The sequence below is a fragment of the Paenibacillus sp. YIM B09110 genome (assembly GCF_037167145.1).
In the GTDB taxonomy this organism is placed as follows: domain Bacteria; phylum Bacillota; class Bacilli; order Paenibacillales; family Paenibacillaceae; genus Pristimantibacillus.
This window is the reverse complement of record NZ_JBANSP010000003.1, coordinates 218061-234252: the sequence shown is the minus strand read 5'-3', so window position 1 is coordinate 234252 and position 16192 is coordinate 218061. Positions and strand designations below refer to the sequence as shown.

General features: G+C 51.8%; 8 protein-coding genes. All 8 read right to left on the bottom strand.

The window, feature by feature from the left end; genetic code table 11:
* Positions 1-86: 86 nt before the first annotated feature.
* Positions 87-1661 carry an extracellular solute-binding protein gene (locus V8F51_RS05640; RefSeq protein ID WP_337099113.1) on the bottom strand — a complete coding sequence of 525 codons (1575 nt, stop codon included), beginning with the start codon at positions 1659-1661 and terminating at the stop codon, positions 87-89.
* 125 nt (positions 1662-1786) lie between these two features.
* Positions 1787-2668, bottom strand: a complete 882-nt coding sequence (locus V8F51_RS05635) for a carbohydrate ABC transporter permease (RefSeq protein WP_337099112.1) — start codon at positions 2666-2668, stop codon at positions 1787-1789.
* 19 nt (positions 2669-2687) lie between these two features.
* Positions 2688-3680, bottom strand: a complete 993-nt coding sequence (locus V8F51_RS05630; protein ID WP_337099110.1) for an ABC transporter permease — start codon at positions 3678-3680, stop codon at positions 2688-2690.
* 268 nt (positions 3681-3948) lie between these two features.
* The gene (locus V8F51_RS05625; RefSeq protein WP_337099109.1) at positions 3949-7599 is read right to left on the bottom strand and encodes a family 78 glycoside hydrolase catalytic domain; all 3651 of its coding nucleotides are present in this window, start codon (positions 7597-7599) and stop codon (positions 3949-3951) included.
* 26 nt (positions 7600-7625) lie between these two features.
* On the bottom strand, positions 7626-9044 hold the full coding sequence (locus V8F51_RS05620) for a four-carbon acid sugar kinase family protein (RefSeq protein WP_337099108.1): 1419 nt from the start codon (positions 9042-9044) through the stop codon (positions 7626-7628).
* A gap of 3 nt (positions 9045-9047) precedes the next feature.
* Complete coding sequence (locus V8F51_RS05615; RefSeq protein WP_337099107.1) at positions 9048-10313, bottom strand: ribulose-bisphosphate carboxylase large subunit family protein; 1266 nt, start codon at positions 10311-10313, stop codon at positions 9048-9050.
* A gap of 38 nt (positions 10314-10351) precedes the next feature.
* Positions 10352-13045, bottom strand: a complete 2694-nt coding sequence (locus tag V8F51_RS05610; RefSeq protein ID WP_337099106.1) for a glycoside hydrolase family 78 protein — start codon at positions 13043-13045, stop codon at positions 10352-10354.
* Positions 13046-13069: 24 nt separating this feature from the next.
* Positions 13070-16183 (bottom strand): glycoside hydrolase family 2 TIM barrel-domain containing protein, encoded by a 3114-nt coding sequence (locus V8F51_RS05605; protein ID WP_337099105.1) that lies wholly within the window; start codon positions 16181-16183, stop codon positions 13070-13072.
* Between the last annotated feature and the right edge of the window lie 9 nt (positions 16184-16192).

Genomic DNA, 16192 nt, shown 5'->3' with positions numbered 1-16192 from the left:
TATACATGACGCAATAGCCGAAATGCTTTCGCATTTCGGCCACGCTTACGTTCATCCTCTTTTGTGGCTTTTACATCAAGATGACATTAAAAGTTTTTTTGATATTCCTTGTACTTCGCTGTAGCCCAATCTTCCAGTTTCGCCAGTCCAAGACTTTCGGCCTTCTCCAGCAATGCTTCGTATTGTGCTTTTGCTTCTTCTTCGGAAGCAGCCATATAGATTTTCAGTTCCTCGGTTGTTACCATGTTTTGAATTTGAGCTTCTATCGTTTGCTCTTCTGTATCCGGCTCTGTAGAAACTAGACCTAGCGCAGGGTTGAACTCAAGCGCGTCTCTGGCAGACAGACCCCATTGCGTCATTTGAGATTCTGGAGCATAGCGCTGCAGTGCTTCGTTAACGCCGCTGCTGCCAATCAAGCCCCACCAAACGACACCCATTTGCGTTTGAACTTCCGTGTTGTTGAAATCGTATTTCATAACCGGATATTTCTCTGCTTCGTTCCATTCCCAATCTTCGCCCTCAAGACCGTACAGTCCGAGCTTTTGTCCTTCTTCACTGTACATGTATTGCAGGAATTTAACTGCAGCTTCTACATTTTTGTTGTTTTTCGTAATGTACATGCCTGCCCAGCCGGATCCGCCCATTGGAATACCTGCTTGGTCGCTAAGCAGCTTCGTCACTTGCGTCATTTCGAAGGTCTTTCCAAGCTCTTTTAATTGAGGGTTAGTGGAGTCCGCATTACCGCCGCCATGGGCGAAAGCTTGACCGTTCAATACGTATTGATCGTCTTGCTGCGCATCCTTGAAGGTGAAGTTCTCAGCGATCATATAGCCTTCGCGGTACAGCCGGTTCATGTATAGGTAGTAATTCAAATAGTTCTCGTCTTTCAGGTAGAAACGCGCAGCTCCGTCGATGTCCACGAATCCTTTGCTTTTCTTCAGACCGTAGTTGATACGCAGATTTTGGCCGATTTGATCTTTATCCCAAACGAGCGGCACCATATCCGGATACTTAGCTTTCACTTGGCCCAAAATCGAAATGAGATCATCCAAGTTGTTCAACGCCGGGTTGCCAAGCTCATCCATAATATCTTTTCGCAACGTCATACCGTTCGCACCAGGAATCGCTTTCGGATTGTCTTTCCATTCTTGCTCCGTCGAGAAAGCATTCCTCACGGTATAGAAGTTGCCGTCAGGCATCGTATTGACGCCAATACGTTCTTGACTAATTTTGAAATCCGGAGCATATTTCTCGATTAATTCATTTAATGGATAGGATACGTCACTGTCGGCCATACGCGTCAGATCGGTAGCCGTATACACCAAATCAGGCAAGTCGCCTGATGCGATCAGAAGCGGAAGCTGCTTATCATCGGCAGCAACCTGGATGTTCAGCTTAACGCCGGTTTTCTTTGTAATTTCTTCCGGCACTTTGCCGCTCCAATCTTTCAGCGGCCACCATGACATATTGACGAATAAGTCCAGCTCTACAATTTCTTTCTCCGCAGGTTCTTCGGTTGATGCATTTGTCGGCTCCGCGCTGTTTGTTGGGGCGTTGGTAGCCTCATTTGTATTGTTGCCTTTGTTGCCGCCAGAGCAGGCTGTCAGCAAAAGCATCAATGCAAGCGCTATCAAACCTGTCGATTTAAAAACCTTACCCATTGAAATTGCCTCCTTTTTTTATCTTTCCGCATTGCATTTATGTGAAAACGGAATACACTCTTTGCGATAGCAGCATTATTCCGCGATCCACCAACGTTATACGCAAGCTGTCTGATCGCTGCTGCCTACCCCTTTACTGAGCCTATCATAATTCCTTGTACAAAGTACTTTTGTAAAAAAGGATATACGAGAAGGATTGGTATAACCGCGATAACCATTGCTGTGACCTGTATCGAGAAGGTTGTTACGCCAGTAACGGCCGCAGCCCGTTCCGCAGATGCCATGTCAACTGGAATCATGCCCTGATTGATTACCTCCATCATACGGTAGGTTAAAGTCCGCAGCGAATCTTTATTGACGAAGTAGGCCGAGTCCATCCATGAGTTCCATTGGCCTACGCCTATGAACAATCCCATTGCCGCAATTAACGGTTTGGATACCGGTATGATCATTTTGATGAAAATGGTTAAATCTGAAGCCCCGTCTATTCGTGCCGATTCCTCCATCTCCGCCGGTATTTCACGGAAGAACGAGACCGCAATAATGAGGAAAAAGATCGTCACCGAGCCCGGTACAATATAGACCCAAAAGGTATTGAGCAATCCTAAGCTGCGCAGTACAACGTAGTATGGGATAAGTCCGCCTGATGTGTACATGGCAATGATAAAAAACGAAAAGTAAAACTTATGAAACACTAGATTGCGATACGCTAGACCATACGCTGTCAAACACGTAAAGAAGATCGTTACAGCCGCTCCGACAACTGTCCTTAGCCCTGAGACACCAAATGAAATAATCCACTTCGGATCGCTCAGAAACTTCGCGTAATTGTTAAAGGTAAATTCCCTCGGCCAAAAATAGATGCCTCCTAGCGAAGTGTCAAGCCCGTTATTGAACGAAACAATGAGCAAGTAGTAAAAGGGGTACATCGTAGCCAGCGCTATGATTATAAGCAAGCTAATATTTACCGTATCCACAATGCGGTCTTCGACGGTTCTGCGATGCATATTTGACTCCTTTCCGCTGTTAGAACAAGCCGTTTTTCGTTATTTTTTTGGATAAGAAGTTGCTTCCGAATACAAGGATGATCGCGATAATCGACTGAAGCAAGTCAATTGCCGTCGCATATGCGTATCGGCCCTGAGCCAAGCCCATTTTAAACGCATACGTTTGTAAAATCTCCGAGCGTTCGTTATTCATCGCGTTACCGAGCAAGTACGATTGCTCAAAGTTGGATCCAACAAGGCCGCCGCCGAGCAGGCTTCCGACTGCCAGAATGAGTACGACTACGATCGTGCCGCGGATGCCAGGCAAGGTGATATGCCAGATGCGGCGCAGCCGGCCGGCGCCATCCATCTCAGCCGCATCATAAAGCGTCGGACTAAGTCCGCTGATCGCGGCTAGAAATATAATGGCCCACCAGCCTGCTTCTTTCCACATGGCCGTCGAAACGGCTAGTCCCCAGAAGTAATTTTTACTAGACAGGAAAGGAAGCGACTTGTCAATAATGCCTATTCCCTTCAAGAAATCGTTTACGATTCCAGCATTGCTTGATAAGAAGATAACGAGCAATCCGGAAACCACGATCCACGAAATAAAATGCGGAAAGTAGCTGACGGTCTGAGCGAAACGCTTAAAGAGCTGATGCCGCACCTCGTTAAACATAATGGCCAATAAAATCGGCATCGGGAACGTAAAGAACAATTTCAGAAGACTGATGGCCAGCGTATTCGTTACAAGAAGCTTGAAATTGTAAGCGCCAACAAATTCTTTGAAATATTTGAGCCCTACCCAATCGCTGGTAAAGATCCCTTTAATGCCGCTCGAGATGGAATAATCTTTAAAGGCCATCAAAATGCCGAACATCGGCAAGTAATGAAAGACGAAGACAATCAGCATTCCCGTTAACACGAACACATGCGCATATTTCTGTTTTATAATTTCACGCCAGATGGATCGTTTTACCGCCGGGAGCTGCTGCGTCCGCCCCGATGTGCTTATCTTCGTTTGCTGTTCCAAACTTTCCTCATTCCTCCCTTTTCCCTTAGGCTCAAGCTGCCGTTTGGAGAATATGACTAAATTGTATAGTCGATAGCATGACATGAATAGTGTTGAAAACTTATAATGCAGCGATCAATTTTAAGGTTTTTGAAAGCGTAATCATTATCAAAAGTAAGAAGTGATTATTCTTAACTTATTTGCTTAATATTTTGATATATATGATTACAAAAGCAGATCGCCAGTATCGAAGGAGGTTCCTTCCGTACTGGCGATCATGTTAATATCGTCACACTTCAACAGTCACTTTTTGCCGGCAAAATGTAAAGCTTCCTGATTCCGTCTCAAAAATAATATAGTCCTTCTCGTCTTGCCGTTTCCTGATTCCTGTCGGCAATACCGCATTCTCCTCTTGCCCGCAGAAGACGACTCGAGGGACGTATACGATCCCCTTCGCATTTGGCGGAATCGTTACGCTCATCGAGGGCTTACCCTCCTCGTCTCTCTCCCAGCGCACTCTCGCATAACCCGGACGCAGCTGCTGCCATGCTTCGGCCCATTTCATATCCTCAGGCATATAAGGTTTAATCATGATGTTGTATCGACCCGTTTCCGTATCATATCGGTAATCAATGCCCGCCAGACCTTGATACAGCCATTCCTCCAGATGTCCCAGCATGAAGTGGTTTTGCGACTTGCCGACTGTCGGTCCATCCCACGCTTCGGTAAGCGTCGTGGCCCCATGCTCGATTTGATAGCCGTAGCTTGGCTTATCCGTTATTTGCGACATTCGGTAAATGACATCTGATCTGCCTGCGCGGCTGAGTGCAAGCAGCAGATAACGATAGCCTACGTCGCCGGCTGTCGTCTGATAGCCGCGTTCAGCAATTTGCTGCACGAGCTTCTCGATCAGCACACCGTGATACTGCTCTGGGGCGAGTCCAATTACGATCGGCATAGCAAGCGCAGTATCACTTCCCGTTGCGTAGCTGATTGCCTGTTCGTCCCAGTATTTCCGCTGAAACGTGGTTCGGATGGAAGCGGACAATAACTCATATTGATGCACATCCTCTTGCTCGCTTAGCAATGCTGCTATTTTCTGCATGACAACGGACAAGCCATAATAGATCGCTGTTTCCGTGAATGGAATAGGCGTATTTTGCGAGTGTCCAGGCCCTGCCGGACCAATGTCATACCAGTCGCCCAGCCCCTCGGTTATGATGTATCCATCCGACTTTTCGGTCAAATACGCCAAATATCGCTTCATGCCTTCATAGTGTTTCTGAATCAAATCCATATTGCCATATCGCTGCAACACTTCCCATGCGGTCAATATATAAGTTCCGCCCCAAGCGGTAGCGTCCCGGAATATTTTCAGCGTATCGTCGAACTTGACATACTCCGGCGCGGTCGTCGGCACCATGCCGTCCTGTAACTGGGCATCGGAAATGTCCTGAAGCACCTTCTTCAGCATCGCTTCCACATCGTAATTGAACATAATCGAAGGTCCCATCAAATGAACCTGCTCCAGCCAACCTAATTTTTCCCGATGCGGGCAATCCGTGAATACGCTCTTGGTATTGCTAAGAATCGCCCAATTGATTATTTCATGAATCCGATTAAGCAGTGAATTGGAACATTCGAATCCGCCTGCGGTTTCGAGCTCAGGGTACAGCATCTGCCCCTCGATGCCATGCAGCACCGGCGAGGAAGATTCTGCTCCAGTAGTGAACGCTTCAGGAACTGCTCCTTCAATCATCACATAGCGGAAGCCCGTATACGTAAACCTCGGACGCCACTCCTCGACTCCGTTGCCGCTTAATGTATAGCAGAACTCGCTTGGAGACCCTGTCCACTTCTGATTAACCAAACACTCTTCCGTCAGCAGCTCCGCACAAGTCAATACAACCCTCGAGCCCGCAGCTCCGCTGACGCTAATCTTCGGCCAACCCGAGAAGTTTTGACCTAAATCCGCCACGTATATTCCAGGCTTGGGATTGGTAATGGACTTGGGCTCGAATGTGCGCATCACTTTAACCGGCGGTGCTGTCCCCGCGGTAAGTTTGCCGGAAGGCCCATCGATCACTACGGCCGGATGCCAAGAAACCGCGTTCTCCTCTTCTCTTCTTGCGTCGTACTCTTCACCTCCGTACATACAAGTGAAGAGCAGAGGACTTTCGCCGGCTTGCCAACTGCCGTCCGTACTGATAGTTTCGCACACGCCATTGGCATATTCAAGGACGATATCGGCCAAGCACGTAGGCGATCCGTAAGAATCTTTAAACTTCGTATATTTACCGCCCGGTATGTGGTAGAACCCGTTCCCCAGCTCAATTTGAACGATATGTTCACCAAACCCCAGCTGCGACGTAATATCATAAGTCGTATACAGAACCGTCCGGTCATAGTCCGTCCAGCCGGGCTCGAGCTCATAATCGCCTACTTTCTCACCGTTCAACCGTAATTCATAATGTCCAAGCCCGCTTATATACACCCTCGCGCGCACAACCTTTTGCTCGATAACGAAACGGCGCCGAAAGCGGGACGCTCCTCTCGATTCTTTTGTCGCATCCGGATTTGCGATCCACTTTCCCTGCCAGCCAAGGCTGTCCGGCTGCCCCATTTCCCACCAGGCTATTACGCTGTTATAATACGTATCCTGTTCATCTTGGGCGGTAACCTTCCAATAATACCGCTTGCTTGGCTGCAGTGCGGCGCCGGCATAAGGAATGGCCGTATGATCACAGCTAACGACAAATCCGCTGTCCCATGCATCCGCATCGCCTTCCAGCAGTCCAGCAAAGCTCGTCGCAACCTGAATCCGATAGGCTTTCTGGCGAAATCCCGGCGTCAATTGTTCGAGGAACGACCAGCTGAGGCGGGGAGCCGTCTCATCGAGGCCGATCGGACGAGGCCTGCCTTCCGTCCGCAGCGAACCGATCGCAAGCGGCAAGGACGTCGCAACCGCAATCGTGCGAAATTCAGGAAAGATATTGCATGTCGCGTCGCCTTCCATCGGACGCCTGCATGCCGTATAGAAATGATACAAAATCCCGTTATGCGTAATAACCGACGGTTTATGAGCGAATACGGAATCGATCCTATTGCCTTCGCCAATGGTAATAATCGGCTCTTCATATTTGCGCCAGTCCAGCAAATTATCCGAAAGCGCAACCCCTTCCTGAGCCGATTTATAGTTAAAGCCAAAGTAAAACATGGCCCAGCGAGAGCCGTCCCGCAGCACGCAAGGATCGCTGACGAAACCGCTGTCCCATCCTTCCGGCGTTACTTGAAGTACCGGATTATGCTCATGCCGCGTCCATTGTACAAGATCCTTCGAAGTCGCTAGGCCAGTCTGCTCGATCCAACGGCCCTCATCTTTATCCTTCGCATTGTAAAACAAATAAAAAGTGCCTTCATGCTCCACCAAACATTCCTTATACAGCCCGCCCTTCTCCCATTCCCCGCCGTCCTCAGGCACGAGAATCGGATTCTCCAGGCGATTCCAGCTTCTGAGGCTTTCGTCTTCTGTCCATGCAAGCCCGATCTTGGCTGATCCCGCTTCATAACCGTCACCCGGATAGGAATGATAGGCCAGCCAGTACTTGCCGTTCCATTTCTTCAAATGGCCTGAACCATGCATATCATTGTCGCGCAGCATCCATGTGCCGGCAATATTGCGCGAATCCCAAGCGTTGCCTTCCTCATCTCTGGTCAATATCGTCGACAAATGCTGCCAATTCAGCAGATCGTCACTTGTAGCGAGTGCCGTCTGATAACCAGTTCCATCAAAGCCGACATACATCATGTGAAAAAGATCGTTGTGCCTAAACACAAACGGGCAATCTACCGCGTGGCTGTCAAATGCGCCTTCGGCACCTGATCCGACCAGCACAGGCTTCTTCCATTTGTACGGAGTCAAACAAGTGGCGATATCCATTATGCATGACCTGCCTCTTCCTATTTTTACTGGTTGTTCTCGGGCCGAATTTCGCGCTGCGCGCGGACAAAGTAGGATTCCCCGCCCACCTGACCACCTTTTAATATAAGCTTCAGCCCGTCTATTGCCCGGCCTTTGGCATGAACTTGGCATAAAGGGCTGCCTGTTTCGAACAATGAGTCGCATCCCAGCGCATCCGCATCAAGCTCCTTCACGATATAACCGGACGTATCTCCGCCGGCAATGACCAGCTTGTTCAAACCGCAGGCTTCGATAAGCCCGGTGGCCAGCTTGCCCAGCATAGGTCCGAGCCTTCTGCTGCTTTCTTCCGACTTGATGCCGAGCTGAGCGAGCCTCTCCCTCGTATTTGCTACTTCCGGATCGTCAGGTCCACTCGCCGTATACAGGATCACGCTTTTCCCCGACTTCAGCAGATTCATTGCCTGTTCACGCACAGCAGCCATGGATGCCTCGACCAGCGAAGGATCGAGAAGCTGAGATACAGGCAGACGAATCCCGCTAAAACCGTGTGCAAGCGCATAGGTTATTTGCTTAGCCGTCACGGGCGAGCAGCTTCCCGATAAGACAAGCACTTGTCGTTGTCCTTGTCTGTCTGCAGCCTGTGCCTCATATTGCGTAACCCGTGCTGGCTTCACGATTCCGGCTGTTTGCCAATGCGCGGCAAGAGCCTGCTCCACCCCGGATGAGCCTATGACGAACAGCGGTCCTTCCGATGCTGCGGCTTCTTCCCAAATAAGGCGACCGACGGTTTCCATCCGCTCGTCATCAAGCGCGTCGAATATAACAATATCCGGCCGCTCTTCCTGAAGCAGCTGCTCCAAATTCATACGCACCGTTTCATAAGAGCCATCAAGCGATACAATATCCATCAGCGATATCCGAAGCGAGGTCTGCTTCTGCAGATGCAAGCGCAGATCAGATTCCTCCATCGGTGTAACGGGATGCCTCGACATCGTTGGATGGCGGTCAAGGCGGTGAATCTGCTCCCTGGCCGCAGCGAAATGATGGCCGAATAGGGTGAAGCGCCGCAAATGAGGAGCACCTGCAAGCAGTGGAATATAACGTCCTCCGAATATGCCGCGGCCAAGCTCGGCCGCCTTGCCGATGCTTCCTGTTTGGGGAGCCGAATCAAATGTGGAGCATATTTTATAATGGACAATAGCCGTGTTGGCGGCATGAAGCCGCTTGAAGATGGGAGTTAGTTGAAGATCCATTTCCTCCGGCGACAGCGATCTGCTGATTCCGGCTACCCCAAATGCGGCCAAATTCGCAAACTGGCCATTAAGCTGCTCTGAAGTCGGAGGCTGTATAAACAAACCCGCATCGACACCTGCTTGAAACAACGTTTCCAGCACATCCGTCGATCCCGTGAAATCGTCGCCATAAAAGCTCAATAATGGTCTAAGTTCCGATCTCTGTTTCATAGCTTATTGACCTGCTTTTCCGAATTTGTCGATGGCCCGCCGCACGACTGGGTGCTGCTCCGCGCATTGTTCCAATGGCATATTGGCCACAGCCGCTTCCCATGCCAGCTTCATGCTCTCGAAGCCTGCAGCCGCGCCATCCGGATGAGCCAACATCCCGCCCCCGGCCAAATGCATGACGTCAACCGTTCTTGTAGCTTCATAAGTAGCATGGGCCGTTCCCGCCCATTGCCCAGAAGAAATGACCGGCATTGCCTTATAACCGCCCAGCAGCGGCGCCGTACAAGCTTTGATCGAGCGAGTTACGGATTCATTGCTTTCGTAAAATTTTCCATTCAAACCGTTCACATGAAGATGATCAGCACCCGCCAGGCGGCATAGCTTCTGGAATGCTGTAAACTCTATGCCAAGATGCGGCGAACGGGTCATCATTCCCCACTGGTTGCGGTGTCCGTGGATCGGCACCTCGCTGTAGCTGTTCAGATGAGCGAGACCGGCAAGGCCTACACTCAATATGCTGACCATCACGCAATTGCCGCCGGCACCGACGACAAGATCATGATTTCTGCGAAGCTCATCCCATTCGCCTGTAATATTGAAGGCATACATTAACTTCTTGCCTGTCGCATCTGCCGCCCGCTCGATCGCCGCCGTCACGGCTGCAACCTTCCGGTCGAGCGGAGCATAAGGCGGATTGGCGTTAAGCTCATCGTCTTTGATGAAATCCAATCCTGCTCTAGCAAGATTCTCTACCATTTGCGCCAGCTCTTCGATAGACAACCCGATGCTGGGCTTCACAATTGTGCCAAGAATCGGACGATCGTACACCTCGAGCAGCCTGCGTGTTCCTTCTATGCCGAATTTTGGTCCCGAATAACGTGTTGCAAACGCTTCCGGTAATTGGATGTCAATCAAGCGCAATCCGGACAGTTGCTGCAATTCATACAAGTTGCCCGCAATCGCCGACATTAAATTAGGAATGGACGGACCGAAGTTATGAAGCGGAAATGAAATCACAATACGTCCGCGATGATATTTGCCGCTATGGTTGGAAGGCAGCACCACGCCCGGCAAGCCAGGCGCGTCATGATCTTCCAACCATTCGATATGCTCTACGATGGCGCCATGCTCTTTCTTCAAACGATCCGTTTCGCCCGGTACATGTGTGAAAGTTCCCGTGGATTGCTCACCTGCAATGATCATCGCTGCTTTTTCCAATGGAAATGGCGTTTCTACCAAATACGTTGCTGCAACACGCTGTTGATCCATACGGCTTCGCTCCCGTCTTCATAATGAAAGATATTCAACTATACGCCTGCGGCAAGCGGAACGAATGTGCTTGAAAATACGAATCGGCCAGAGCCGACGCGGAACTGGAATCCTTCGGCTTGCTCTCCTAGTAATTCGCAGCCATCCCCCGGAGCCGATGCATCGTTGCCGTCTACGCGCACGCTGCTTCCCGGAACGTGAACGGTCGCGGTCGTATTCGCGGGCACTTCGATCTCCAGACGCAGCTCTCCTCCGTCTATTAGCTCCCAAGCAACATGTATGCTGCCGTAAAGCGACTCATAGGAGGCTTTGACATGCGTCAGCTGACCGCCTGGTCTTGGCTTAATCAACACATGGCGGAAGCCGGGCTCCGTCCTGTCCGCTTCGATGCCCGCCATGTAACGGAACATCCACTCTCCCACCGAGCCGAGCGAGTAGTGATTGAACGAATTCATCGAAGGCGTCTGGAAACCATTCTCCTCCGTCCAGCCGTCCCAACGTTCCCAGATCGTTGTCGCGCCGTGCTTAATCGAATACATCCATGACGGGAATGCCTCTTGGGTAAGCAGCTTATAGGCGACACCAAGCTCGCCGCTGTCGGTAAGTGCCGGCAGCAGGTAACCTACGCCGAGAAAACCGGTGGACAAGCGATCTCCCCGCTCGCTAATATTGTCAGTTAGGCGGCATATCGCTTTGGCCTTCAACTCTTCCGTTAACAGACCGAACTGAAGCGCAAGCACATATACGGTCTGCGTATCTCCCTTGATGACTCCTTCATTCGATACGAACTCGTTACGGAATGCTTCCGCGATATCGCCCGACAACGCTTCGTAACGAAGCTGATCCTCGGTTTTGTTAAGCGCTCCGGCGATCATTCCCATTAGCTTCGTGCTGTATGCAAAATAAGCGGTCGCCAGCACCTCGTTCGGCGTATCCGCCTGAATCGACAACCAATCCCCATAGTTGGCGTAATCGGGACGAATCAATTCATTGCTGTTATGTTTCAAATAGTCCACCCATCGTGCCATTGCCTCGTAGTGAGTTTCTAGAATACGTATATCCCCGTACATGAGGTACAGCGTCCATGGGATGATCACTCCCGCGTCGCCCCAGCCGGCGTTATCCGGCGCAAACCAGTTCAGCCGAGTGTTCCACATTTTGTGGCGAATCCATCCGGCATCGGGGGCGACGTCCGTGAATGCGCCTGACGGCTGCTGGCAGTCGATCATATCCCACATAAATTTCGTGAAGAAACGTGAGACGTCCATGTTATATGAGGCGGTCCGGGCGAAAATTTGTGCGTCTCCTGTCCAGCCAAGCCTCTCGTCTCGCTGCGGGCAATCCGTCGGAACGGATAAGAAATTGCCGCGCTGCCCCCATGTGATATTGGCATACAGCTGGTTGATCATAGGGTTGGACGTTTCCAGACTTCCCGTCACTGGGGTGTCGGAATGGATAACTTTCCCCGTGATCGTCGTCAGATCCGGTTCTCCCGGGTAGCCGATCAGCTCTACGTAACGAAAGCCGTGGAATGTAAAATGCGGTTCGTACCGTTCCTCGCCCTCACCCTTCAACACGTAATGATCCTGCTGAACGGCCAGCCTGAGGTTATCCAGATACAGCGTGCCGTCCGGATTCAATATCTCCGCATGACTCAGCGTAATACGTGTGCCGCGCGCGCCATTGACACTCACTTCGGTCCAGCCGACCATGTTCTGGCCCATATCGAAGATGTACGAACCGGTTTCCATACGGCGAACGGATATCGGCTTAACGGTCTGGGTGATCCGAATCGGAGGCTCCATCGCCGCTGTGAGCTGACCATTGTAGCCCGAACGGATGTCCGGAGCCTCCCAAGAAACGGCGTTAAAGTTCGGCCGGTCCCATTCGTCCATTTCCAGCCTCGCGTCGTACGATTCGCCCATGATCATATCGGAATAGCGGATAGGTCCTTCTGTCGTTTGCCAGGAGCCGTCCGATACCACTAGCTCCCTGCTGCCATCCTCATACTCGATGCTTGCCTGCAAGAGAAGAAACGGCCGCTCGCCATAAACACGGTTGCCGAGAAATCCGACGGTTCCCGCATACCAGCCGTCACCGAGGATGACGCCAAAAGCGTTCTCTCCCTGTTGCAAGCTTGCCGTAATATCGTAGGCATGGACTTGAACACGTGTATCATAATCGGTCCAGCCTGGAGCGAACAGATGACCGACCTCATCTCCGTTAACTGTCAACCGGAACACGCCCAGCGCCGTGGCATACACAACGGCGCGGCGGAGGGCAGAACGAACGGCAAACGATTTGCGCAGATACGGTGAGGGTTGCAAATCCGGCGCAGTTCCCGGTCCGAGCTGCGCCTTTCTGCCGATCCATTTCGCCTTCCACTCCCCTCGAGACAACAGACCCATCGTCCAATAAGAAGGCTCGCTCCATTCCGATACATGATCCCGGTTATCCCAGACTCGAACCTTCCACCAATACTCTCTCTCCGATTGAAGCGGTTGTCCGGCGTAAACTACATGTACCGAGCTGCGAGACTCCACCTTGCCGCTGTCCCAACTATCCGCTTCGCCGCGTTCGAGCTTGTCGCGGGAGGACGAGACCAGCACTTGATACGCCTGCTGCTTCGCGCCCCGTTCATCCGATTCCAGCCGCCAGAAGAAGCGGGGAGCCAGCACATCTATACCGATCGGGTTATGTTCGTATTCCGTTTTGCACCTTGTAATTCGCATGGCCATTTTGACCTCCTTCTTCTATTAAAGATATAGCTGTCTGATCGCGTCTAATCGCGACTCATCGCCTGAGAACGGCTTCAGTCGAACCGTAAATTCCGTCGATTCCGAGGCAAGCAGATATGATGGCAAGGTCGGGGCATAACCGCAGCTGTGATTGCCAATACCCGATTGTCTCCAATCAGCATTGATCTCAACTTCGCCTATATCGATCAGGTCAAAATGATGTTTGGCTTCGCTCAATGCTTTGGTTCCATATCGGTTTGCGCCAACTTGCCCGAGCGGCATCCCCGCTCCCGCAATTAGCAGTCCTACGCCGTCGACGTCCGTAACAGCTGCCCAGCGTACATCAGCCTTGCTCCCACTCTCTTGCGGCTTAATATATGGCACGAACTGCTCATCAACAGTTCCTTCGTACACGCCCAGCTTTCCGCTGTCTTTGCGGTCGGCATAACATTCATGCGGACCTCGGCCGAACCAAGAGAAGCGGTCGAATCGATTCGGCATCGTTAACCGAATACCGGCTCGCGGAAGAGGCGGCAGTCCTTCCTTCAGAGGTTCAAGCCGGTTCACCAGCAATACTTCCCCGTTGCTGTAAATCGTGTAAAGCTGCTCCACGTGGAATAGGGGCCGTGAGCCTTTAACGCCGAGCACGGACTCTGTCTTGATCTGAACGGCTGAGTCGTCTTCTAGCGGCCATGACTCGACCCTGCGTACGTAGGCGTCGAGCTCATGATAGCCTGCATCGCGCCACTGCTTCGCTAGATGGACGTCATTGTCGATCGGCGCCCTCCACAGATTGACGCGAGGGCCTTGCGTGAGCAAAGATACGCCTTTATAATCCCATGCGGTAACTTCACCAATCCGTTTGTCCAACGTCAATGTGAAGCTCTCACCGTCGACGCGAATGATTCGACCGTTCTCCGTCGACGACACTTCGGCGGGCACATACGTATTGGAAGCAGTAAACTCCGAACAAGCCGAATGATTCAGCGGCACGTCGGCCCATGCCACCTCGTGGCCTGCTTGCGCCCAAACGGTGCTATCGCGCAGGACGAAGCTGATGTGCAGCCAATATTCGCCGCAGCCATCGGACGGCCGCGTCTGGTAAGGGATCGTGACAAGCTCCTCGCCCCCTGCCGGAATATGCAGCGGCGCAAGCTCCCCTTCCTCTAGCGCAATACCGTCGCGATACACACGCCAATGGACGGCAAGATGCGAAAGCGTTGCCATATCGTAACGATTGCCGATCTGCAACACACCTAGCTCTGGTTGCACTGGATGAACGGTGACCGGTTCAATCGCCTTCTTGAATTCGATTAAAGCGGGCTTAGGGCTGCGGTCAGGGAACAACAGGCCGTCGATGCAGAAGTGGCCGCTGTGAGGCTCATCCCCGAAGTCGCCTCCATAAGCGTATTGGAGACTGCCGTCACTTACTCGGCGGCGAATCGAGAGATCCGTCCACTCCCAAATCAAACCACCGCAAAGCCGGGGGTAACGGTAGACGGTATCCCAATATTCCTTCTGATTACCGAGTGCGTTGCCCATCGCATGCCCGAATTCCACCATTAGATAAGGTCGCGCCTCCTCCTTCTCCCCTTCGGCGATCAACATGTCTACCGAAGGATACATGGAGCTGATGATGTCGACGATCGGCGCATCTTTAGCCCGTTCGTAATGAATCGGACGTGTCGGATCCGCCGCTCTCGTCCATTCAGCCATGGCATCGTGATTGCCCCCATACCCCGACTCATTCCCGAGAGACCAGACGATGATGGAAGGATGATTCTTATCCCGCTCTACCAGCCGAACCATCCGATCCAGGAACGCCTCCCTCCACTCAGGGTCCTCGGCCAACCGGCTTTCGTAGGCAGTCTTCTCGTCGGGATTGTTGATCCACCTGCTGATCTCTCCGAGAAATACGCAGCCGTGCGTCTCCAAATCCGCTTCGTCGATGACGTACAGACCGTATTGATCACACAGATCGAGCCAGCGTTCGTCGTTCGGATAATGAGAGCAACGGACGGTATTAATGTTATGCTGCTTCATAAGCGTAATGTCGCGAACCATTGCCTCCATCGTCGTCACATGGCCCAGTTCAGGATCGAATTCATTGCGGTTCACTCCGCGAAGGATGACCGGCTTGCCGTTGACAAGCAGTCGACCGTCCTTCGCCTTCACGTCCCGGAAGCCGACCATATAGCGATGCGCTTCAGCCACCTTACCCTCCGCATCGTCCAACGTCAGCAAGAGCGTATAAAGAGCGGGCTGCTCAGCCGACCACAGCTCAGGACCGCTAACCGGAAGCTCGGCATGTACGACAGCTTCCGCACGAGGACCTGGCGAAGCGGCGGCAAACGTTGCGCTGGCAACCTGTTCCTGCGACGGCCCGAGAAGAACCGCATGAAGGCCGCAAGCCTCTCCCGATTGGTCGGATCGATTCGTTAAGGTGATGTCCAGCTCCAGTACTCCTTCCCGATATCTCTCGTCGAGCCGAGTCTGAATGCGGACGTCTACCATATGCACGATGGGGATGGATAACAGATAAACATCACGGAATATCCCGCTGAGCCGCCATTTGTCTTGATCCTCCAGATAGCTGCCGGTCGACCATTGATAGACGCGGACCGCCAGTTTGTTCACACCAGAGCGGACATAGGACGTAATATCGAACTCCATCCGATTATGGCTGCCTTGACCAAAGCCGACTTCCACTCCGTTCACCCACAAATGAAATGCAGCATCCACGCCGTCGAAGGCAAGAATGACAGATTTGTCGATCCAGCTGCTCGGGATATGAAACGTCCGCGCATAACAGCCCGTCGGATTCAGCTTCGGAATGAACGGCGGGTCAACCGGGAAAGGATACTTGCTGCTGCTGTACAAGGGTACGCCGTAGCCGTGCAGCTGCCAATTCGACGGAACCTGGAGCGTATCCCATGCCTCGCAGGAAAACGTTTCTTCATAAAATAGTTCCGGGGAATCGAACGGGTTCTCCGAGTAATAAAATTTCCAATCTCCATTCAGACACCGATAATATGGAGAAGCCGATCGATCATTCGCCAAAGCCGCCTGTTCATTTTCGTACGGGATAGCTGCAGCCCTGGGACGCTCTGCGTTCAGCTGCAACACGTTCACATTTTCATA

What these genes read in the sequence shown, in the direction of transcription:
- V8F51_RS05610 (WP_337099106.1), bottom strand. Translation starts at nt 13,045, where the DNA reads ATGCGAATTACAAGGTGCAAAACGGAATACGAACATAACCCGATCGGT.
- V8F51_RS05640 (WP_337099113.1), bottom strand. Translation starts at nt 1,661, where the DNA reads ATGGGTAAGGTTTTTAAATCGACAGGTTTGATAGCGCTTGCATTGATG.
- V8F51_RS05635 (WP_337099112.1), bottom strand. Translation starts at nt 2,668, where the DNA reads ATGCATCGCAGAACCGTCGAAGACCGCATTGTGGATACGGTAAATATT.
- V8F51_RS05620 (WP_337099108.1), bottom strand. Translation starts at nt 9,044, where the DNA reads ATGAAACAGAGATCGGAACTTAGACCATTATTGAGCTTTTATGGCGAC.
- V8F51_RS05625 (WP_337099109.1), bottom strand. Translation starts at nt 7,599, where the DNA reads ATGGATATCGCCACTTGTTTGACTCCGTACAAATGGAAGAAGCCTGTG.
- V8F51_RS05615 (WP_337099107.1), bottom strand. Translation starts at nt 10,313, where the DNA reads ATGGATCAACAGCGTGTTGCAGCAACGTATTTGGTAGAAACGCCATTT.